The organism is Enterobacter asburiae (assembly GCF_007035645.1).
In the GTDB taxonomy this organism is placed as follows: Bacteria; Pseudomonadota; Gammaproteobacteria; order Enterobacterales; family Enterobacteriaceae; genus Enterobacter; species Enterobacter asburiae_B.
Window position 1 is genome coordinate 757,885 of sequence record NZ_AP019632.1, and the last position, 23,452, is coordinate 781,336.

Consider the following 23,452-nt stretch of genomic DNA (forward strand, 5'->3'; position numbering starts at 1 on the left):
CGTTAGCTAAACTTTTCAGCCATTTCGCCCAGAATCTGCTCGCACCAGCTTTGCAGGCGCTCATCGCTGAGATCGTACTGGTTGGTTTCATCCAGCGCGAGTCCAACAAACAGCTCGCCGTCGGCAATAATCGGTTTTTTACTGGTGAACTCGTAACCTTCGGTTGGCCAGTAGCCGATAAACGACACTCCTTTCGGCGCCAGCTTGTCATGCAGCATGCCGAGCGCGTCCAGGAACCATTCCCCGTAGCCCAGCTGATCTCCCATGCCGTACATGGCAATGATTTTGCCGTCGAGATTGACTGAATCGAGTTGATCCCAGATGGCTTCCCAGTCTTCCTGTATCTCACCAAAATCCCAGGTTGGGATGCCAAGAATCAGTACATCGTACTGTTCCATCAGCGCGACCGCGTCATCTTTCAGGTTATGCAACGTCACCAGTTCCGGGCCAATGATGTCGCGAATTTTCTCTGCCGCCATTTCGGTGTAGCAGGTGCTGGAACCATAGAACAGACCAATATTCATCGCGTAACTATCTCAATACTTGCTTTGACTTTGCGCGTAGTGTACCAGAAACCGGTCGCAATCAGGCATAATGGCCTGACTGCAAAATCAAAGGGGCTGATGTGGAAAAGGATCTCGCACTGATCGAACAGTTTCTCGACGCGCTGTGGCTGGAGAAAAATCTTGCCGAGAATACCCTCAGCGCCTACCGTCGCGATCTCACCATGCTGGTGGAGTGGCTTGCGCACCGGGGGTTATCCCTTGCGAGCGCGCAGCGTGACGACCTGCAGGCGCTGCTTGGGGAACGTATCGCAGGGGGCTACAAAGCCACCAGTTCCGCGCGTTTGCTTAGCGCCATGCGTCGGCTGTTCCAGCATCTCTACCGTGAGAAGATTCGCGAAGACGATCCCAGCGCGCTGCTGGCTTCCCCTAAGCTTCCGCAGCGGCTGCCAAAAGATCTCAGCGAAGCACAAGTTGAGAGATTATTACAGTCACCGGCTGTTGACCTGCCGCTGGAGTTACGCGATAAAGCCATGCTTGAGCTATTGTATGCTACCGGCTTGCGCGTTTCGGAACTGGTTGGCCTGACGATGAGCGACATCAGCCTGCGTCAGGGCGTGGTGCGCGTCATTGGTAAAGGAAACAAGGAAAGGCTGGTTCCGCTGGGTGAAGAGGCGGTTTACTGGCTGGAAACGTACCTGGAGCATGGTCGTCCGTGGCTGCTCAATGGTACGTCTATCGACGTCCTGTTTCCGAGCCAGCGCGCCCAGCAGATGACGCGGCAAACGTTCTGGCATCGCATCAAGCATTACGCCACACTGGCGGGTATCGACAGTGAAAAGCTTTCGCCGCACGTATTGCGTCACGCCTTCGCGACGCATCTGTTAAACCACGGCGCTGATTTACGCGTGGTGCAGATGCTGCTGGGCCACAGCGATCTTTCCACGACGCAAATTTATACCCATGTCGCGACGGAACGCCTGCGGCAGCTACACCAACAGCACCACCCTCGTGCGTGAGTGCCGACGAATTGTAACAGGATCACATATGAAAAAGTCTTTCGCGCTGTTCACCCTGCTGGCAGCCTCATTTACCGGTTTCGCCCATGCGGACGACGCCGCCATCAAACAGTCGCTGGCTAAGCTTGGCGTCACCGGTAGCGATATTCAGCCTGCACCGGTTGCCGGCATGAAAACGGTACTCACCAACAGCGGCGTGCTGTACGTCACCGAAGACGGCAAACACATTATTCAGGGGCCAATGTACGACGTGAGCGGCGCGCAGCCGGTGAACGTCACCAACCAGCTGCTGATGAAAAACCTGAACGCGCTCGAAAAAGAGATGATCGTCTATAAAGCGGCGCAGGAAAAACACGTTATTACCGTCTTCACCGACATCACCTGCGGCTACTGCCACAAGCTGCATGAAGAGATGAAAGACTATAACGCGCTGGGCATTACCGTGCGTTACCTGGCCTTCCCGCGCGCGGGCGTGCAGAGCCAGCCAGAGCAGGACATGAAGGCTATCTGGTGTGCGAAAGACCGCAACAAAGCGTTTGACGACGCGATGAACGGCAAAGACGTTAAGCCGGCCTCTTGCGACATTGATATCGCTAACCACTACGCGCTCGGCGTGCAGTTTGGCGTGAGCGGTACGCCAGCGATTGTCCTGAGCAACGGCTATGTTGTTCCGGGCTATCAGGGACCAAAAGAGATGAAAGAGTTCCTCGACGCGCACCAGAAACAGTTTGGTGGTAAATAATCCGCGTGAAAGCCCCGATAAAATTGCGCCGCCGCGAGGCGGTTGAACCCGTTGATTTACCGGACGATCTCCCGGCGCTGCTTAAGCGTCTCTACGCCAGCCGCGGCGTGCGTCGCGCTGAGGATCTTGAACGCAGCGTGAAAGGGATGCTGCCCTGGCAGCAGCTGAGCGGTATCGAAAAAGCCACCGAAATGCTCTACAACGCGCTTCGAGAGGGAACGCGGATTGTGGTGGTGGGCGATTTCGACGCCGACGGCGCAACCAGCACCGCGCTGAGCGTGCTCAGCCTGCGCGCGCTGGGCTGCGATAACGTCACGTATCTGGTACCGAACCGTTTTGAAGACGGCTATGGCCTCAGCCCGGAAGTGGTCGATCAGGCCCACGCCCGTGGTGCACAGATGATCATGACCGTCGATAACGGGATCTCCTCCCATGCGGGCGTCGATCATGCTCACGCGTTGGGGATCCCGGTGCTGGTCACCGATCACCACCTGCCGGGCGAAACGCTGCCCGATGCGGAAGCGATTATTAACCCCAACCTGCGCGACTGCGATTTCCCGTCGAAATCCCTCGCAGGCGTGGGCGTAGCGTTTTATCTGATGCTGGCGTTACGGACCCTGCTGCGCGATAAGGGCTGGTTCGACTCTCGCGGTATTGCCGTACCGAACCTGGCCGAATATCTCGATCTGGTGGCGCTGGGCACCGTCGCGGACGTGGTACCGCTCGATACCAATAACCGCATTTTGACCTGGCAGGGCCTAAGTCGCATTCGGGCGGGCAAGTGCCGTCCGGGGATCAAGGCGTTGCTGGAGATCGCCAACCGCGATCCGCTCAAGCTGGCGGCCAGCGACCTGGGCTTTGCTCTCGGGCCGCGTCTTAACGCAGCCGGAAGGCTGGACGATATGTCCGTCGGCGTGGCGCTGCTGCTGTGCGACAACATCGGTGAAGCGCGCGTGCTGGCCAACGAGCTGGACGCGCTGAACCAGACACGCAAAGAGATTGAGCAGGGGATGCAGGCCGAAGCGCTGACCCTGTGCGAAAAGCTTGAACGCAGCGGCGATACGCTGCCGGGCGGCCTGGCGATGTACCATCCCGAGTGGCATCAGGGCGTGGTGGGCATTCTGGCGTCGCGTATTAAAGAACGTTTCCACCGGCCGGTGATCGCGTTCGCCCCCGCGGGTGACGGCACGCTGAAAGGCTCGGGCCGCTCAATCCAGGGGCTGCACATGCGCGATGCGCTGGAGCGTCTCGATACGCTGTATCCGGGTTTGATGATCAAGTTCGGCGGCCATGCGATGGCGGCTGGCCTGTCGCTGGAAGAGGCGAAATTCGACGAGTTTCAGCGTCTGTTTGACGAACTGGTCACCGAGTGGATCGATCCGGCTCTGTTGCAGGGTGAAGTGGTGTCCGATGGCGAGCTTTCACCTCTTGAGATGACGATGGACGTGGCGCAAATGCTCCGCGATGCTGGCCCATGGGGGCAGATGTTCCCGGAACCTCTGTTTGACGGTCGTTTCCGTCTGCTGCAGCAGCGCATCGTCGGCGAACGTCATCTGAAAGTGATGGTCGAGCCCATGGGCGGTGGACCGCTGCTGGACGGCATTGCCTTCAACGTTGACACGGCGGTATGGCCGGACAACGGCGTGCGCGAGGTCGAGCTGGCGTACAAACTGGACATCAACGAGTTTCGCGGTAACCGCACCCTGCAGATTATCATCGACAATATCTGGCCAATTTAGCGGCAGTAATCTCTATAAAAAAGGGCGTGGATTCGGTACAATCCCGCTCTTATCACCGCATTTTGACAAGTCCATAAAAGAAAACAGACCATGTTTGAAATTAATCCGGTAAAAAACCGTATTCAGGACCTCACGGAGCGCTCTGACGTTCTTAGGGGGTATCTTTGACTACGATGCCAAGAAAGAGCGTCTTGAAGAAGTAAACGCCGAGCTGGAACAGCCGGACGTCTGGAACGAACCTGAACGCGCACAGGCGCTGGGTAAAGAGCGTTCCTCTCTCGAAGCTATCGTAGATACGCTGGATCAAATGGCCCAGGGGCTGGAAGATGTTTCCGGTTTGCTGGAGCTGGCCGTCGAAGCCGACGACGAAGAAACCTTTAACGAAGCCGTGGCAGAACTCGACGTGCTGGAAGAGAAGCTGGCGCAGCTTGAGTTCCGCCGTATGTTCTCCGGCGAATACGACAGCGCTGACTGCTATCTCGATATTCAGGCGGGTTCTGGCGGCACCGAAGCGCAGGACTGGGCCAGCATGCTGACGCGTATGTACCTGCGTTGGGCGGAAGCGCGCGGCTTCAAAACCGAAATTATCGAAGAGTCTGAAGGTGAAGTTGCGGGTCTGAAATCCGTCACCATCAAGATCATTGGCGATTACGCCTACGGCTGGCTGCGTACCGAAACCGGCGTTCACCGCCTGGTGCGTAAGAGCCCGTTCGACTCCGGTGGCCGTCGTCATACCTCCTTCAGCTCCGCGTTTGTTTATCCGGAAGTTGACGAAGATATTGATATCGAAATTAACCCGGCGGACCTGCGTATCGACGTTTATCGCGCATCCGGCGCGGGTGGTCAGCACGTTAACCGTACGGAATCAGCGGTTCGTATTACCCACATTCCTACCGGGTTGGTAACACAGTGCCAGAACGACCGTTCCCAGCATAAGAACAAAGACCAGGCCATGAAGCAGATGAAAGCGAAGCTTTATGAGCTGGAGATGCAGAAGAAAAATGCTGAGAAACAGGCGATGGAAGACAACAAGTCCGACATCGGTTGGGGCAGCCAGATCCGTTCTTACGTCCTTGATGACTCCCGCATCAAAGACCTGCGTACCGGGGTTGAAACCCGCAACACGCAGGCGGTGCTGGACGGCAGCCTGGACCAATTTATCGAAGCAAGTTTGAAAGCAGGGTTATGAGGAACCAACATGTCTGAACAACAAGCACAGGGCGCTGACGCGGTAGTCGATCTTAACAACGAACTGAAAACCCGCCGCGAGAAGCTGGCAGCGCTGCGCGAGCAGGGCGTGCCGTTCCCGAACGATTTTCGTCGTGACCATACCTCAGACCAACTGCACGCTGACTTCGACGCTAAAGAGAACGAAGAGCTGGAAGCGCTGAACATCGAAGTGGCCGTTGCAGGCCGCATGATGACCCGTCGTATCATGGGTAAAGCCTCCTTCGTGACCTTGCAGGACGTTGGTGGCCGTATTCAGCTGTACGTTTCCCGTGACGACCTGCCGGAAGGCATCTACAACGAGCAGTTCAAGAAGTGGGACCTGGGCGATATCCTGGGCGCGAAAGGTAAACTGTTCAAAACCAAAACCGGTGAACTGTCTATCCACTGCACCGAGCTGCGTCTGCTGACCAAAGCCCTGCGCCCGCTGCCGGACAAATTCCACGGCCTGCAGGATCAGGAAGCGCGCTATCGTCAGCGCTACCTGGATCTCATCTCTAACGATGAATCCCGTAAGACCTTCAAAATTCGCTCTCAGATCATGGCCGGTATCCGCCAGTTCATGGTCAACCGCGACTTTATGGAAGTGGAAACCCCAATGATGCAGGTGATCCCTGGCGGCGCGTCTGCGCGTCCGTTCATCACCCATCACAACGCCCTGGACCTGGACATGTACCTGCGTATCGCGCCGGAACTGTACCTGAAGCGTCTGGTGGTCGGTGGTTTCGACCGTGTGTTCGAAATCAACCGTAACTTCCGTAACGAAGGTATCTCCGTTCGTCATAACCCAGAGTTCACCATGATGGAACTCTATATGGCGTATGCGGATTACAAAGATCTGATCGAGCTGACCGAATCCCTGTTCCGCACCCTGGCGCAGGACATTCTGGGCACCACGCAGGTTCCTTACGGTGAAGAAGTCTTCGACTTCGGCAAGCCGTTCGAAAAACTGACCATGCGCGAAGCGATCAAGAAATACCGTCCGGAAACCAACATGGCGGACCTGGATAACTTCGATTCTGCGAAAGCGATCGCGGAAAGCATCGGTATCAAGGTTGAGAAGAGCTGGGGTCTGGGCCGTATCGTGACCGAGATCTTCGAAGAAGTGGCCGAAGCGCACCTGATTCAGCCGACCTTCATCACCGAATACCCGGCTGAAGTCTCTCCGCTGGCGCGTCGTAATGACGAGAACCCGGAAATCACCGATCGCTTCGAATTCTTCATCGGCGGCCGTGAAATCGGCAACGGCTTTAGCGAGCTGAACGATGCGGAAGACCAGGCTCAGCGCTTCCAGGATCAGGTTGACGCGAAAGCGGCAGGCGACGACGAAGCGATGTTCTTCGACGAAGACTACGTGACCGCGCTGGAGCACGGTCTGCCGCCAACGGCGGGCCTGGGGATTGGTATCGACCGTATGGTCATGCTGTTCACCAACAGCCACACCATCCGCGACGTGATCCTGTTCCCGGCGATGCGCCCGGTGAAATAAGGCGTTAAGATGTAAAAAAAGCCCCGAAAGGGGCTTTTTTATTGCGCCGCGAAGGCTTTGAGTTTTTCGCGGGCGGTTGTCGCTTCCATGACCATCCACGGGCTAAAGGCCCAGGGCGTCGCGTCCAGCGCGCGGAATAACGCGTCCAGCTCCACCCACTGATAGTCCATCACTTCATCTTCGTTTATCGTCACGTCATTGGTGATGCGGGCCGCGAATACCGGGCAAATTTCGTTTTCCACAATCCCCGACGGGTCGGTTTCCCGATAGCGAAATTCAGGGGCGACGGCGGTGATGTCGGTCAGCTCAGCGCCCACTTCAAAGCGGCAGCGGCGGATTATCGCCTGTATCGTCTCTTCGCCGGACTGCGGGTGGCCGCAGACGGAGTTGGTCCAGACGCCGGGCCAGGCTTTTTTGGTTAAGGCGCGCCGGGTGATCAGACATTCGCCGTTTGCGTTAAAAAGCCAGGAGGAGAAAGCCAGATGCAGCGGGGTATGTAAGGTGTGCGCGGCATATTTTTCCTGAGTGCCAATCACCATTCCCTGGTCGTTTACCAAAATAACGTGTTCTTGAATACTCATTGATGCTCCAGTGCCAAAATGCCGAGTGGTTCAGCACCATCAGCCGGATCATTATACGGCATTCTTATACGAACGGTTTGGCGCGTAGAGCGGAAAAGGGCATGACCCATATTCGTTTTGGCTGTTATCATAGTGCGCCATTCACGCTGACCGAGGATCTGTTTTGTTTGCAGGAAGCCTGACGAGAAATCCCATCACCGCCATTTTTTGCCTGACGCTGACGCTATTGCTGGCGGGCTGTTCAGGGAGCAAATCTTCGGATATGGGCAGCTATTCCGGTTCGGTCTATACCGTTAAGCGCGGGGATACGCTATACCGGATTTCGCGCGCAACGGGAACCAGCGTGAAGGATCTGGCGCGGCTGAATAACCTCTCGCCGCCCTACACCATCGAGGTGGGGCAGCAGCTGAAGGTTAGCGGCGGCTCGTCCTCGGGCAAAAAATCCTCTTCGAAAGGCAAAACCGCCAAAGTGACGCCGTCCTATCAGGTGCCGCAATCATCATGGCCGCCGGTTGGACAGCGCTGCTGGATTTGGCCTGCCAGCGGTAAAGTGGTCGCCCCTTACTCACTTTCTGAAGGTGGCAACAAGGGTATTGATATCGCCGCTGCGCGCGGTACGCCGGTTTATGCCTCCGGGGCAGGGAAGGTGGTGTACGTGGGTAACCAGCTGCGCGGCTACGGTAACCTGATCATGATTAAGCATGGCGAAGACTACATCACGGCCTATGCGCACAACGACACGATGCTGGTCAACAACGGGCAGAACGTCAAAGCCGGGCAGAAGATTGCCACCATGGGCAGCACCGGTACGGACGCGGTGAAGCTGCATTTCCAGATTCGCTATAAGGCGACTGCCATCGACCCGCAGCGTTATCTGCCTGCGCCCGGCAGCAAACCGAAGTGCTAAGTGATTATTTTATCGCCGGTTAGTTGTTAAGAGGCTTGTATGAAGGTGCGTAAGGTCTATAATGCCATACGCACCTCAAAGCGGGCGTAGTTCAATGGTAGAACGAGAGCTTCCCAAGCTCTATACGAGGGTTCGATTCCCTTCGCCCGCTCCAGCTTTTCCTGATGTTATCTTCCTTTGCCTGTTTTTACCCTGTCCACGCTTTCCCATACAGATATCGTCATGCTATTGATTGCTAACTTCAACGAAGTTATCGCGCGAGCCCCATATTCAGCACTGAAATATCAGACTCCATCAGAGTTTGCAGCACGATGAGTGTAACGGGTAATTTAATCAGCACTACTCGCTGACGTTTACATCTCATTATTGGGAAGGTTAGTTAATATTTTGTGAAAGAAGGAAACATGATCGAATAATAAAGCTTTCAGAAACTACACTCTTCTTTATCACGGATTTTTATTTTTTTAGACTTAACGCAAATATTACTACCAATTATAGTAGCCCTCTTTTTGAGACTATTCTCTATTGCGTCGGAGCTGGCATAATTAAGAAAACCAAAAAAAATATTATCCTTTTATATGCGCTATTACAGCAAAGCCGTCTTTTTTTGCTCGTTATTTTTTTACTCTCTAAGCCATGCAGCCCCCCTTACTCCTGCTGACCGGGACACCGTGCGTCAGCAGCAGGAGGAACTGTTATTAAAGAACCAGCAACAGCGTGAAGAGCTGGAGCGGAGTATTCCTCGCCCCGCGCCTGCCAGAACTCTGCCTGCAGCCGGCGCCGGGCCCTGCTTCACCATTGATACCATTACCCTTTCCGGCACGACCCTCATTTCCCCGAAAACGCAGCAGGCCCTGGTTGCGCCGTGGCAGGGCCGGTGTCTGGATATGGCGAAAATAACGGAGCTTCTCGCCCGTATTTCTGACTGGTATATCAGCCGGGGATATATCACCAGCCGCGCCTTTCTTACCGAGCAGGATCTCTCCGGCGGCCAGCTGAATATTGTGGTGCTGGAAGGACGGCTGGAAGCGATCCGTCTGGAAGGTGAAACGCCGCGCATGCTGAAAATGGCGTTTCCGGGACGGACAGGCGGCATCCTTAATTTACGCGACATCGAACAGGGGATGGAGCAAATTAACCGTTTGCGCGCCGAGCCGGTGCAGATTGAAATTCTGCCGGGAACGCAGGCCGGATATTCCATCGTTAATCTCACGGGCAAGCCGGAATTTCCGTTAAGTGCATCCGTGAGCCTGGATAATAGCGGGCAGAAGAGCACCGGTGAAAACCAGCTGAGCGGCGTGCTCACCGCCAATAATATGCTGGGGCTGGCGGATAAATGGTTTGTCAGCGGCGGGCGCAGCAGCGATTTTGCCAGCGCGTACGATGCGCAGAATTTCCAGGCGGGCGTCAGCGTGCCGTCTGGCTACGGCCTGCTGGACTACAGCTACGCCTGGAGCAACTACCGGACCACCATCAGTAACCAGGGCTTCAACTGGCTCTCCACGGGCGATACGAAAACCCACCGCCTTAACGCGTCCTGGGTGGTTTTTCGCAACGGGGATGTCAAAACCGGCATTGCGGCGGGCGTGGTTCAGCGCTCCAGCCGCAACTGGCTGAACGACGCGCCGCTTAAGAGCAGCACGCGCAACCTCTCGAGCCTGGTCCTGGGAATTACCCACACGCAAAAAATGCTGGGCGGCGTGGCGACCTTCAACCCGACCTGGAGCCACGGCATGCCGTGGTTCAATGCCGAAACCGACGAAAATAAATCCGGGGATATGCCGCGGGCGGAATTCCGTAAATGGAGCCTGAACGCCAGCTTCCAGCGTCCTGTTGCCCGTAACGCGTGGTGGCTGACCAGCGCCTACGGCCAGTGGTCGCCCGACCGGCTGTACGGCGCCGAGCGCCTGACGCTCGGCGGCGAAAGCTCCGTGCGCGGTTTTAAAGAACAGTACCTGTCCGGGGATAACGGCGGCTACTGGCGTAACGAGCTGGGGTATTCCCTCTTCACCCTCCCGGTGATTGGCGCGGTAAGCGCAACGGTCGCCGTTGACGGCGGCTGGCTGGAAAAAGACCGTCAGGACCGCTTTGCCTCCGGCACGCTGTGGGGCGGTTCGGTGGGGCTGAGCAGCGCAGGACGCGGGTACAGCAGCCAGATTTCGGTCGGCACGCCCCTGCGCTACCCCGACTGGCTCGGCCCGGATCATGTGAGCGTTAACTGGCGCATTGCCTTCATGCTTTAAGAGACTCTACGACTATGGATACCCGTCACCCACCCGTTCGTTTCTCGCAGCGTCTGATCAGCTGGATTGTCTGCGGCCTGATGGTCTGGCAGCCGGTGGCACCCGCCGTCGCGGCGGCGCTCACGCCGGCCGGGCAGACCACGGTCGACCGGGCGGGGAACGGGGTGCCGGTCGTCAACATCGCCACCCCGAACGGGGCGGGTATCTCGCATAACCAGTTCGGCGAGTATAACGTCGGCAGCGAGGGGCTTATCCTCAACAACGGCACGGACCGTTTAACCCGGACCCAGCTGGGCGGGCTTATCCAGAACAACCCCAACCTGCAGGCCGGGCGGGAAGCGAAAGGCATCATCAACGAAGTCACGGGCGCCAGCCGCTCGCAGCTGCAGGGCTACACGGAAGTCGCCGGTAAGGCGGCAAACGTCATGGTGGCCAACCCGTACGGCATTACCTGTAACGGGTGCGGATTTATCAACACCCCGAACGTCACCCTGACCACGGGGAAACCGCAGTTCGACGCCAGCGGTAACCTGCTGGCGCTGGAGGTGACGAAAGGGGCCATCACGGTTGAAGGCCAGGGGCTGGACGCCAGCAAGAGCGACGCGCTGTCGCTGATTGCGCGCGCAACGGAGGTGAACGCCGCGATACATGCGAACGACCTGACGGTAACGGCAGGGGCGAACCGCGTGGGTGCCGACGGCAGCGTCAGGCCAATTGCCGGCGAGGGCGCCGCGCCCGTGGTGGCGGTGGATACCGGCGCGCTCGGCGGGATGTATGCGAACCGTATCCGCCTGGTCTCCAGCGAGGCGGGCGTCGGGGTGAACCTCGGCAACCTCACCGCGCGCCAGGGCGACATTCAGCTGGATGCGGGCGGGAAACTGACGGTCAGGAACAGCCTCGCCAGCGGCTCGATTAGCGCGAAGGGCGCGGGGGTGGCCCTCAGCGGCAGCCATCAGGCAGGGGGCGCACTGAACGTGGCCAGCTCGCAGGATGTGGAGCTCAGTAACAGCACGCTCGCCAGCCAGGGCGACATGCGCCTTTCCGCGGCGGGGAAAGTGCAGATGACGGGCGGCGGGACAAACAGCGCGGGCGCGCTGGCGGTCAGCAGCGGGCAGGCGATGACGCTCAACAATACCTCTCTTATCTCCCGCGGCGCGGCGACGCTCAGCAGCGGCGGCACGCTGTCATCCACGGGCAGTGCGGTCTCGGCAGGGGAGAGCCTGGCGCTGAGCGGCGGGCAGCTGGTGCTGGACGGCCAGAGCCGGGCCGATGCCGCGGCCGATATCCGCCTGACGGGCAGCACCGTCAGTAACCAGGGGCAGGTGAATGCGGGGCGCGACATTGCGCTCTCCGGCGACAGGGTGTCCAGCAGCGGCCTGCTGGCGGCGAAAGGCCGTCTGGACGTGAACGCCGGAGAGCTGACGAACGGCGGCACGGCGCAGGGCAGCGACGTCACCCTGAAGGGGCAGACGGTGACCAACAACGGCACCCTGCAGAGCGCCGGCAACCTGGCGTTAAGCGCCGGAACCCTGGCGCAGCGGGGCACGCTGAGCGCGAAGGGCAATGCGAACGTCACGGCGCAGCAGACCCTGCGTAACGACGGCAGCCTGCTGGCTGACGGTGCGATGAACGTGACCGCAGGCGTGCTTGAGCAGAACGGCACCCTGTCCGGCGCGACGGCGCTGACGGCGCAGGCCGGCACCCTGACCAGCGGTCAGGCGTCCCGCACGACCAGCCAGGGCAATATACAGATTACCGCGACCCGCAGCGCCAGCCTGAACGGGCAGACGGACGCGGCGGGGGCGGTCACCGTCAGCGCCGGCGACCTGACCACCGGCCCGGACGCGCACCTGCAGAGCGGGCAGGGGCTCACCCTGCAGGCGCAGAGCGCCGCGCTGAACGGCACCCAGGCGGCGAAAGGCGCCCTGTCGGTGACGGCGGGCACGATTGCGCACGCCGGGAAATCCACCGGTGACGCGCTGAGCTTTAACGCGTCCGGCGACCTGACCAGCGGCGGGGAGCTCACCGCCGGCGCCATTACTCTCAGCGGACAGAACATCCTCCAGTCCGGCGCCGCAAAAGCGGACCGCATGACCCTGACGGCCCCCGGGCGCATCACCAGCAGCGGCTCGCTGGTTGCCGGTACCCTCTCGCTGGACGCTGCCTCGGTGGAGAACGGCGGGCTGCTGCAGGGCACCACCCTGCTCGGCCTGAAGACCGGGTCACTCGCGAACCTCGCGGGCGGGTCGGTCTACAGCGCGCAGGATTTAACGCTGAACGTTCCGGTGCTGGCCAACGGCGGGCTTATCACCACCGACGGCACGCTGCGCATTAAAGGCGACACGCTGACCAACCAGGGTGAAATCAACGGCGTCAGCCTGAGCAGCGACTACCTCAGCCTGACCAGCAGCGGACGCCTGCTGGCGGACGACCGGCTCACCCTGAACGGCACTACTCTGGTTAACGCGGGCAGTATTGCCGCCGGCGACCTGCACATCACGGCGGACAGCCTGGAGAACCAGGGCACCGTCGAGGGGGACGCGGCCCTGACGCTCGGCGTGGCAGACCTCACTAACCGCGGCGCGCTGCGCAGCGGCGGAACGCTGACGCTCAGCGGCGACACCCTTACCAGCAGCGGCGAGCTCAGCGCCACCGCGCTGCTGCTGAACCTGACCCGTCAGGTCAGCAACGAGGCGGGCGGCCGGGTGATTGCCCGGGACGGCCTGACGCTGACCGCCGCCAGCCTGACCAACAGCGGGCTGATGGCCGGTGCCGACGCGCAGTTCAACAGCGCGTCGGTGACCAACGGCGGCACGCTGCAGGGAACCCGCTCGCTGACGGCGACGGGGGCACAGCTCAGCAACCTGCAGGCGGGCATGCTGCTCTCCGGTGGCGCGCTCGGCCTGCACCACACCACCCTGAACAACGCCGGGCTCATGCAGGGCAACACCCTGAACCTGGCCACCGGCGAGTGGATGAACACCGGTAACGCGCTGGGGGAAGCGGGCGTGACGGCGGCGGTGACCGGCGCGCTGACCAACAGCGGTAAGGTGCTCAGCCAGCAGGCGCTGGACGTTCAGGCCGGCAATACCGATAACCGGGGCCAGCTGCTGGCGAAAGCGCTGACCCTGCGGGGCGACCTGCAGAACAGCGGCCTGCTTCAGGGCAGCAGCACGCTGGCCTGGTCCGGCAACACCTTCGCGAACCAGACTCAGGGGCAGGTGACGGGCGGTGAGACCCTCACCCTGAGCGGACACACGCTGAGCAACGCGGGCAGCCTGCAGGGGCGCAGCGCCACGCTGGACGCCGCAGGCCTGAATAACCAGGGCAGCGTTCAGGCGCTGGACGCCCTGACGCTTGCTGCAACCGGCAGGCTGGACAACACCGGCGCCCTGCTCAGCCAGAACCTGTTCACGCTGACGGCGGCGCAGCTGTTTAACGACGGCCGGCTGGCGGGGAAAGCGCTGACGGTGAACGCCGCGCAGCTGACCAACACCGGCATGCTGCAGGGCAACGACACGCTGGCGCTGACCACCCGCGCGCTGAGCAACGGCGCCACCGGGCAGCTGGTGAGCGGAAGCGGCCTGAATCTGTCCCTGGACACGCTCGATAACGCCGGTCTGCTGCTGGTGAACGGCGGGTTCACCCTCCGGGGCAGCGACCTGACCAACCGGGGCGATATTCAGGCGCAGGACCTGGATTTGGGGCTGGGCAACGCCCTGAGCAATACCGGGAACATCGTGGCCACCGGCGATGCCGCGCTTCACGCGACGACGCTGACCAGCAGCGGCACGGTGGCGGGCAGAACGCTGACCGCAGGCGCGACGGAGCTGCGCAACAGCGGCCTGATGCAGGGCAGCAGCGCGGTTAACGCCGCCGCTGACCGCTTTATCAACGCGCTGAACGGCAAATGGCTCTCCGGCGGCGGCTTCACGCTGACGGGCGGGCAGCTGACGAACGCCGGTACGCTGCAGGGCGCGACGCTGGACATGACCGGCACCACCCTGACCAGCAGCGGCACGGTGAACGGGCTGGCGGGGCTCAGCGGCACGCTCGGCGGGGCGTTAACCAATACCGGGCTGCTGCAGAGCGGCGGCGCAACCACCTTCACCGCGGACACCCTGGCGAACCCGGGGCGCATCACCGGCGGCACGCTCTCCCTGACCGCCCGCGAGATGAACAACGACGGCCTGATGCAGGGAACGAACGGCCTGGCGCTCACCGGCACCGCGCTGACCACGGGCGCGGCCTCGCGCACCCTCTCCGGCGGCATGCTGACGCTGGACGCAGGCCAGCTGACCACGCAGGGCACGCTGCAGGGGAACGGCGCGGACATCCGCGCCACCGGCGACTGGACGCACGGCGGGTCCCTGCTCAGCCAGGGGGCGCTGACGGCCGCGACCGGCGGCACGCTGACCTCGTCCGGCTCGCTGATGAGCCAGGGGCGGGCGGATATCACCGCGCAGACGCTGGATAACCGCGGGCAGCTCCTCAGCGAAGGAGACGTGACGCTCGGCGGCAGCACCCTTAAAAACAGCGGCACCGTGCAGGGGAACACCCTCGCGCTGCGCCAGGACAGCATTAACAACCAGGGCACCCTGACCGGCCTGCAGAGCCTGACCGTTCAGGGGCAGCAGCGGCTGATGGCGCGCATGGCGATGGCCGCGCCGCAGCAGGCGCTGATTAACGGCGCTGGCGGCAGGCTTCTCACTCAGGGCGCGCTGACCATTGCCTCCGGGGCGGTGACCAACGCCGGCAGCTGGCAGGCGCAGAACATCCTGCTTAACGCGCAGTCGCTCAGCAACAGCGGCACGGTGCAGAGCGCCGACGGGCTGCAGATGACGCTGGCCGACACGCTCACCGGAACCACGGGCAGTAAGATTACCGCGCTGGGCAGCGCCACGCTGCAGGCCGCGACGCTGGCGAACCAGGGGCAGTGGGCGGCGAAAAACCTGACGCTGACCGGCGGCACGCTCAGCAACAGCGGCGCCATCAGCGGGGTGAATGGCCTGACCCTCAGCCAGACCGGCGCGGTCAGCCAGCAGTCGACCGGCACCCTGCTCTCCGGCGGGGCGCTGAACGTCACGGCGGCCTCCGTCACCAGCGACGGCAAAATGCAGGGGAGCACGCTCGGCATCACCACCGGGGCGCTCACCAACGGCGGACGTCTGCAGGGCGATAACGGCGCGACGCTGGCCCTCAGCGGCACGCTGACCAACAGCAGCGGGGGCGAAATCGTCAGCCGAGATGGCCTGACGCTGACCACGCCCGCGCTGTTTAACTACGGCCTGATTCAGGGCGGCGGCGAGACGCGAGTGACCGCCTCCTCGCAGGCGCGTAACGACGGCAGGCTGCTTTCCGGCGCGCGCCTGACGCTCGGCACGCCGCAGTTCACCGGTACCGGCTGGCTGCAGGCCACCGACCTGATACTCAATGCGGCAAACGCCACTAACGGCGGCACGTGGGTGGCCGACCGGGCCACGCTGACCGGCACCACCTTTGCCAGCCAGGGCACCACCCAGGCGGGACAGCTGACGGTTAACTACGGCCAGCTGAACAACAGCGGCACGCTGCTCGGCAACGCGCAGCTGAACATCGACGCGGACCAGGTGACCCAGAGCGCGGGCGGCAGGCTGCTGAGCGGCGGCAACCTGTGGCTGCAGAGCCGGGGGCTGGACCTGACCGGCCAGCTGGTCTCTCTGGGGGACTTAACGCTGCAGCTGACGAACGCGTTTACCAGCCGGACCGCCGTGGCGGCAGGCCGGACCCTGACCATCAGCAGCGGCGGCGACATCGATAACCGCAGCGTGCTGCAGGGGCAGGCGGTTAACCTCAGCGCGGGCGGGCAGCTCAGCAACAACGGACAAATCACCACCGGCGGCGGCACCAGCACGCTCTCCGGCAGCAGCGTGGCGCTGAACGCCGCGGGCGCGGTGCAGGGCGGGGGCGACATCACCGTCGCCAGCCGGAGCAACATTACCGTCGACGGCTTCACCGGCACGCGCGGCTCGCTGACCCTGAGCGCACCGGGCACCATCGTCAACACCGCGCTGCTGTACGCGGCGAATAACCTGGCGCTGTTTGCCGACAGCATCACTAACCGGCGCGGCGACATCATGGCGGGAAATAACCTGTGGATGCAGCGGGATGCGGCGGGGAATGCGAACAGCCAGGTGGTGAACACGTCGGGGAATATTGAGACGCAGAATGGGGATATTACCATCAGGACAGGAAGCCTGTTGAATGAGCGCGAGGGGATCAGTGAAACACGAAGCTATCAGGCCGCGACGGGCAGCCCTGCGGCAAGCGGCGCGACCTCCATTCGTGTAAAAGTCACAGACCTACCCCCTGATGAGTGGGGGTATATTTATACAATTTACAGTGGTGCGGGTGGCGGTAATATCTTCTCAATTGTCGCGCCGATGCCAAGTGGAGCAGTACAACGTTATCTGGTCGGATCGACCGTGGTCGATGTGACCGCAACAGGTGGCGTTGCGCGCATCGCCGCTAACCACGATCTGACTATCAATGCCGCTACGCTGAATAACCGTGCCGGTTATTTACTGGCCGGGAATGGGATGAACCTTTCCGGCAACAGCCTGAATAACCAGTCCTGGTTTGGTTATTCAGAGGATGAATATAAGGTCTATCGTTATAGTGGGAAAACAGGCAAGGTATCCAGCCTGAAAGGAAGCCCTGCCTCCGGCAACGATAACAACCGTCGTGTGACTTATACGCTGGATGGCGCGCCTCAGTACGAAACCCATACCACCGAACAAGCCCTCCGCGCGGTGATTCAGGCTGGCGGTCAGGTCACGGCGAATTTTACCAGTAATATCAGCAATACGGCGACGACCTCGAATGGCGGTGGAATAAGTCATTCGATACCTGCGCCGTCGCTGAACACCCTCAGCAACCAGAGTGTCGGCAGCGGCGTGCAAAAACAGGGGCTGAACACGACCGGCACCGTGGCGGTTAACTCGCCGCAGTGGAACGATCGGCTCCAGGGGGCGCTGCAGCAGCTTAACGGCGGCGGCTCGCTGGAAAACGGCGGCGCGTCCGGCACGCCTCTCAGCAACATTGGCACCAGGCAGAAAGGCAACGCGAACCTCGGCCAGCTGGGCGCACTGGCAAACGCCGGGGTCACCACCGCCGATCTCAGAACCGCTCAGGGTGGCGCCGTCGGGCATTATCAGGGCCAGCGCGTCGACACCAGCGCTTACCCGCTGCCGTCGGGCAACAACGGCTATTTTGTCTTCTCCGACAACCCGAAAAGCCCGTACCTGATCGGCATCAACCCGAAACTGAATGGTCTCGGACAGCTTGATCCCGCCCTGTTTGCCGATCTGAACGCGATGCTCGGGATCAAACCGTCGTCCACGGCGCCGCAGGAGACGCGGCTGGCGTTTACCGACGAGAAGCAGTTCCTCGGCTCGTCCTATATGCTCGGCCGCCTCAACCTGAACCCGGACTACGATTACCGCTTCCTCGGCGATGCGGCGTTCGATACCCGCTATGTCTCCAACGTGGTGCTCAACCAGACCGGTAACCGCTACCTGAACGGCATCGGCTCCGATCTGGATCAGATGCGCTATCTGATGGACAACGCCGCGGCGGCGCAGCAGTCGCTGGGCCTGCAGTTTGGCGTCTCGCTGACCGCCGATCAGATTGCCGCGCTCGACCACAGCCTTCTGTGGTGGGAGAAAGCCACCGTCAACGGCGAAACGGTGATGGTGCCGAAACTCTACCTGTCGCCGAAGGACGTCACCGTCAACAACGGCAGCGTGATCGCGGGCAACAACGTCACCCTGAAGGGCGGCAGCATCACCAACGGCGGCAGCACGCTGCTGGCGAAAAACAGCCTGACGCTCGACAGCCAGAACAGCATCAGCAACCTCAGCAACGGCCTGATGAAAGCGGGCGGCGACCTGAACCTGAGCGCCATCGGTGATATCAATAACATCAGCTCCACCATCAGCGGCAAAACGGTCGCGCTGGAGAGCCTGGACGGCAGCATCAACAACCTGACGCAGGTTGAGCAGATTGATATCAACGCCGGCGGGAAGTACGGCAACATCGGCCTGAAGGACACCCTGCTGGGCAACACGGCGTCCATTACCGCGCAGGATGGCCTGTCGCTTGAGGCGGGTAAAAACATCACCGTCACCGGGGCGAACCTGGCCTCCGGCGGCGATATGCTGCTGAACGCGTGGGGCGATATTGCCGTCAACGCTAATCAGATCAACGACGCATTCAGCTCCAGCCGGGAGAAAACCAGCCGTTCCTCCGTCACGTATCAGGGAAGTAACGTCAGTGCGGGCGGCAACCTGCTGGTGAATGCCGGGCACAACCTTGACGTGACCGCCAGCGACCTGAAGGCGGGCGGCAGCGCGGGGCTGAGTGCGGGCAACGACCTGAACCTGAACGCGGAGCAAACAAGCGAAAGCAGCCGGAAAGGAAAAAGCGAATCCCACAGCACCGGGCTCGACCGCACCACGATTTCCGCAGGCGATAACCTGGTCCTGAAGGCCGGGCAGGATATCAACGCCCGGGCCGCCGCGCTGGCGGCGGAGAAAAGCGTCGGGCTGCAGGCGGGTCGCGACGTGAATCTGGCTGCGGAAGAGACCACGCAGGGCGACAGTTATAAATCAGGCCGTAAAAAAGTGATTAACGAGTCGGTTCGCCAGTCGGGAACCGACATCACTGCGGGCGGGAATGTGACTGTTATCGCCGGACGGGATGTAACGGCACAGGCTGCAGATGTCTATGCCGCAGGCAATACAGCCGTGGCCGCCGGGCGGGATATCACCCTTTCCACTGCGACGGAAAGTGACTATACGTACCGGGAGGAGAAAAAGACGTCCGGTGGGTTCCTCAGCAAGAAAACCACTCACACCATCCACGAAGAGACGCATACGCGTGAGAAAGGTACGCAGCTTTCCGGCGACAACGTTGCTCTCCGGGCTGGTAACAACCTGACGGTGCAGGGCTCATCAGTTGCCGCTGAGCGCGATGTGGCCCTGAAGGCTGGAAATGATCTGACCGTGGAGGCAGCAACCAACACCGACACGTACTACGACATGAAGAAGACGAAGAAATCCGGCGTTTTCTCCAGCGGGTCGGGATTGGGTATCACCATCGGGTCGCAGTCTTCAAAAAGCACCCGACAGGGGGCAAATACAACGCAGAGCGATGCCCGCAGCACGGTGGGCACTGCTGGCGGTAATGTCATCATCAGCGCCGGAAATGACGTCCAGTTGAGCGCGGCAGATGTGGTTGCCGGAAGAGCGAAGGATGATTCCTCCCGCAAAACCGGCCATATCGATATCACTGGCGACAGCATCGCCATCCTTCCTGGACGGGATACGACCACTGAGTCCATGAAGCAGGAGTCCAAATCGTCTGGCGTCACCGTCAGTGTGAAAGCGCCATTTGAAGACACTGTGCGTAACGTGCGCGATATCGTGCGCGGTAAGGGCAACAGTGGCAACAGCACCGTCGATAAAGTGAAGGGGCTGGGGGCGGAAGGCGGTGCGCTCGCGCTTGACGGACCAGGCCAGATGATGGCCATTTCCGCAGGAAGCACCCGGTCTTCCTCTGAGTCGCACTACGAGGGCGAGTTTAACAGCGGCAGCCATCTTGCCGCCGCAGGCAATATCCAGATGACTGCCACCGGTAAACAGGGAGGCAGCAACAGCGGCAATATCCTGATTGCCGGGAGCCAGGCTAAGGCCGGTGAAACGGTGATCCTCGATGCGAAACGCGACGTTGATATCACCACCTCCACAGACAGCGAGAAATACGGCAGCAGCACTAAAAATAGCGGCTGGAATCTTTCGAGCGACCTGAGCGCCGGAAGTGCTGTTCGCGCCATCTCGGGTGGGGGTTCCCACGGCAATCAACTCCTGCCGGGTGGGATGAGCAAGGCGGAGAGCAACAGTAGCGGCACCCGGACCACACAAAACGCGTCGGTCATTCAGGGCTCAGATATTTACGTTAACAGTCGTGACGGCAGCGTGAATATCAGCGGCAGCCTGATGACCGCCACGGACGATCTTCTGCTGTCAGCCACAAATGGAGGTATCTCCGTTTCTGCCGGACGCGATACATCGCGCAGTGAGAGCAGCGGCAGCAGCAAATTGCTGGGGACTCTGGGAGGCGATGGTTACAGCGCCACGGCAGGCTACCGCCATGAAAAAAACAGCAGTCGGGAAGATAGCAGCCTCGAAAACGGATTGCGCAGCCAGCTAAGCAGCAAAAACGGTAGCGTTGTCGCGCAGGCCGGTAACGATCTCTCCCTGTCAGGTACGGATATCCGTGCTGGTAAATCGGTCTCACTCAGTGGCGAAAATGTCCTCATGGGGGTGAGCCGGGATACCCGTGACGGTGAAAACCACAGCAGCAGCGCCCAGTATGGTGTGACGGCATCTGCTGGGGGCTGGGCTGTTGAGGCTGCTAAAGCCGCTGAGACGGCTGCCCGCAGCGCAGAAAACGGCGATGATCCACGGCTGACCGCCATCAGAACAGGCCAGTCGGCGGCAACCGCGGCGCAGGGCGCTATGTCGGACTCGTCGCTCATCAAGGCTAAAGTGTCTTTAACGGCGGGGACGTCATCTCAGGACAGTCGTTACCACAGTACCGACACGCAGGGCACCACCATTAATGCCGGCGAGAATGTCTCTGTTCGTGCCGGAAATGACATTGCCGGTATGGGGGTACAGATCGCGGGTAAACACGTGGCGCTGGATGCGGGGCGGGATATTCTGCTGTCTGCCTCCCAGAACACAACCCACTCTGAGAGTAAAAACAGCGGCAGCCAGTTCAGCGTCGGTGTCGGTGTGAGCCTGATTGGTGCGCAAAACGGCATCTCGGTGGAACTGGGAGCGTCACAGCATAAGGGCAAGGAAAACAGCCAGTCGCAGCGCAATACGAACAGCGTTGTCCATGCTGATGAACAGCTTACGGTGAACAGCGGACGCGACACCACCCTGAAAGGTGCGGAGCTGGAAGGTAACCGTGTGGTGGTCAACACCGGGCGCGATCTCACCATCAGCAGCGTGCAGGATACGGCCAGTTATGACAGCAAGCAGTCTTCGTCAGGCGCGTCCCTCAGCCTGTGCATACCGCCGCTGTGTTATGGTGCGTCTTCCGGTAGCGTCAGTGCATCGGGTGAGAATATCACCCAGAATGGTAAGAGCGTCGCTGAACAGAGCGGGATATTCGCAGGCAAGGGCGGCTTTGCTGTCACCACCGGAAATCATACCCAGCTTGACGGCGCGGTGATTGTATCCACGGCGTCTGCAGATAAAAATAGCCTCGACACGGGTACGCTGGGTTTCAGTAATCTCCACAACGAGAGCCAGACCAGCGGCAACGGCTATACGGTGGCGCTTTCCGGCAGCGCGGGCGGCAGCGGAAACGGTGAAAACCGCAACCTGGCACCGGCCATCGGTACGGGCCAGGCAGAAGAGAGCCACACCGGCACGACCTCATCAGCGGTGAGTGGCGGTAGCATTGTCATTCGCAACCCGGCGGGACAGAAACAGGATATTGCTGACCTGAGCCGTGATACGGCTGACGCCCACCACGGCGTGGACGTGAACGGTGATGTGCAGAAGGTCAGGGATAACCTGGCGGTCCAGAGCGAAGGCGCGGCGCTGGCCACCTCTGCGCTGGATGCTTACGGCAAGTATGCGGAGCAGAAAGCGCGGGAATCCAATGCGGCGCTGGGCGCGAAGCTAGCATCTGAAGGAAAACTGCAGGGCGATACGCCGCAGGAGCAGGAAGCGTTCCTGAAGACGCAGCCCGGATATCAGAATACCGAGTACGGCCCGGGGAGTGCCTTCTGGACGAAGGGCAGCGCAGCGGCAGGATTACTGGCAGGTGCGCTTGGCGGTAACCTGAAGGCAGGCGCGGCAGCGGGGGCGGCCCCTCTGCTGGCGACCCTGGTCAAGGAGCAGAAAGACCCGACAGCCCGTGCCGCGCTGCACGGTATTGTGGCGGCGGCGCTGACGCAGCTGAGTGGCGGGAGCAGTACGGATGGCCTGAAGGCCGGTGCTATAGGGGCCATCACGGCCTCGGCGATGACCGACCATCTGGTCAGTGCGCTGTATGGAGATAAAAAATCCAGTGACCTGACGGCAGAGGAGAAACGGCTGGTCAGTAGCCTCGTGAGTATCGCGGGTGGGCTGGCAGGCGCTGCGGTGACGGATGGTAGCGTCTCCATGGCGGCGATGGCGTCGGAAACGGCGAAGGTGGAGGTTGAGAATAACTCTCTGAGTCTGCCTAAGGGACTGAATGATATTGGCTTATCTCAACAGTCACTTGCGGCCAGTATGATCCAGAATGGCGCTTCGCCGGATGAACTTACGGCGGCGCTGGTTAAAAACTCGCAGGGTCAAATACCTGAAGGGCAGGATGCCGTTAAAGGATTGCTGACAGCATGGGCAGAGTTTTTTGGGGTCCCGGTCAGTGCATTGACGGCTGACGGAGAAATGACGCCACAACGGGCAGCAGAAATCCTGGCGAGTGGTGTACCTACGAGTGAAGCCAAGCTGGTGCAGTACGTAGCTGCTAAAGCCTTTTTGTCTATTGCGAAAAGTTCAGATCTTGGACTATCACCTTCAAACCAGAAATACGTTGATATCCTTTCACCAGAAGCGAAACAACATATTTTATATGGGGATAGCCCTACGCAAGGGGGACATCTATATCCTGGAAATCCAGGAAAAACAGTCTTTCCTCAAAGTTGGTCAGCAGATAAGGTTGTCCATACTGTGGGAGACATTGCTACCTCCCCCGATACTCAATGGTTTGCTCAGACCGGAACTGGTGGGGCGTATACAAACGCAGGAAGGCCGGCAAGGTGGGTTGCTTGGGAAGAACGAGATGGTGTCAGAGTTCGTGTGGTATACGAGCCCGCTAGTGGGAAAATTGTAACAGCGTTCCCGGATAGTAATCCGACTCCTGCAACTTTAAAGCCTATTAAAAAATAGTGTGGGT

The 23,452-nt window shown here is 60.4% G+C and carries 10 protein-coding genes and 1 tRNA gene; 9 read left to right on the forward strand and 2 right to left on the reverse strand.

Annotation, left to right across the window (positions count from 1 at the left end; translation table 11 throughout):
- Nucleotides 1-2 precede the first annotated feature (2 nt).
- Complete coding sequence (gene fldB / locus FOY96_RS03655; RefSeq protein ID WP_023309099.1) at nt 3-524, reverse strand: flavodoxin FldB; 522 nt, start codon at nt 522-524, stop codon at nt 3-5.
- A gap of 101 nt (nt 525-625) precedes the next feature.
- On the opposite strand from fldB, the gene xerD reads away from it, so the two are divergent.
- The 5 genes from xerD to lysS all read left to right on the forward strand — a co-directional run bounded on the left by xerD (nt 626) and on the right by lysS (nt 6,719).
- On the forward strand, nt 626-1,522 hold the full coding sequence (xerD, locus tag FOY96_RS03660; RefSeq protein ID WP_023309098.1) for a site-specific tyrosine recombinase XerD: 897 nt from the start codon (nt 626-628) through the stop codon (nt 1,520-1,522).
- 28 nt (nt 1,523-1,550) lie between these two features.
- Nucleotides 1,551-2,264: a bifunctional protein-disulfide isomerase/oxidoreductase DsbC gene (gene dsbC, locus FOY96_RS03665; RefSeq protein WP_047060452.1), complete on the forward strand. Its 714-nt coding sequence runs from the start codon at nt 1,551-1,553 to the stop codon at nt 2,262-2,264.
- A gap of 5 nt (nt 2,265-2,269) precedes the next feature.
- Complete coding sequence (recJ, locus tag FOY96_RS03670; protein WP_143346517.1) at nt 2,270-4,003, forward strand: single-stranded-DNA-specific exonuclease RecJ; 1,734 nt, start codon at nt 2,270-2,272, stop codon at nt 4,001-4,003.
- A gap of 90 nt (nt 4,004-4,093) precedes the next feature.
- Nucleotides 4,094-5,192, forward strand: a protein-coding gene (gene prfB / locus FOY96_RS03675) for a peptide chain release factor 2 (RefSeq protein WP_096151315.1) whose coding sequence is annotated in 2 segments (ribosomal slippage) — nt 4,094-4,168 and nt 4,170-5,192 — 1,098 coding nt in all. Because the reading frame shifts where the segments join, the coding sequence is not laid out codon by codon here.
- Between the two features lie 9 nt (nt 5,193-5,201).
- Nucleotides 5,202-6,719: a lysine--tRNA ligase gene (gene lysS / locus FOY96_RS03680; protein WP_013098608.1), complete on the forward strand. Its 1,518-nt coding sequence runs from the start codon at nt 5,202-5,204 to the stop codon at nt 6,717-6,719.
- 38 nt (nt 6,720-6,757) lie between these two features.
- On the opposite strand, the gene idi is transcribed toward lysS, so the two are convergent.
- On the reverse strand, nt 6,758-7,300 hold the full coding sequence (gene idi, locus FOY96_RS03685; RefSeq protein ID WP_033146588.1) for an isopentenyl-diphosphate Delta-isomerase: 543 nt from the start codon (nt 7,298-7,300) through the stop codon (nt 6,758-6,760).
- A 163-nt stretch (nt 7,301-7,463) separates the two neighbouring features.
- Here idi and actS point away from each other — a divergent pair, with 163 nt between their 5' ends.
- The 4 genes from actS to FOY96_RS03705 all read left to right on the forward strand — a co-directional run bounded on the left by actS (nt 7,464) and on the right by FOY96_RS03705 (nt 23,445).
- The gene (actS, locus tag FOY96_RS03690; RefSeq protein ID WP_039262983.1) at nt 7,464-8,207 is read left to right on the forward strand and encodes an amidase activator ActS; all 744 of its coding nucleotides are present in this window, start codon (nt 7,464-7,466) and stop codon (nt 8,205-8,207) included.
- Nucleotides 8,208-8,287: 80 nt separating this feature from the next.
- Nucleotides 8,288-8,361: transfer RNA gene (locus FOY96_RS03695), tRNA-Gly, on the forward strand.
- A gap of 424 nt (nt 8,362-8,785) precedes the next feature.
- The gene (locus FOY96_RS03700; protein ID WP_143346518.1) at nt 8,786-10,450 is read left to right on the forward strand and encodes a ShlB/FhaC/HecB family hemolysin secretion/activation protein; all 1,665 of its coding nucleotides are present in this window, start codon (nt 8,786-8,788) and stop codon (nt 10,448-10,450) included.
- Nucleotides 10,451-10,464: 14 nt separating this feature from the next.
- Nucleotides 10,465-23,445 (forward strand): hemagglutinin repeat-containing protein, encoded by a 12,981-nt coding sequence (locus FOY96_RS03705; protein WP_143346519.1) that lies wholly within the window; start codon nt 10,465-10,467, stop codon nt 23,443-23,445.
- The last annotated feature ends 7 nt before the right edge of the window (nt 23,446-23,452 follow it).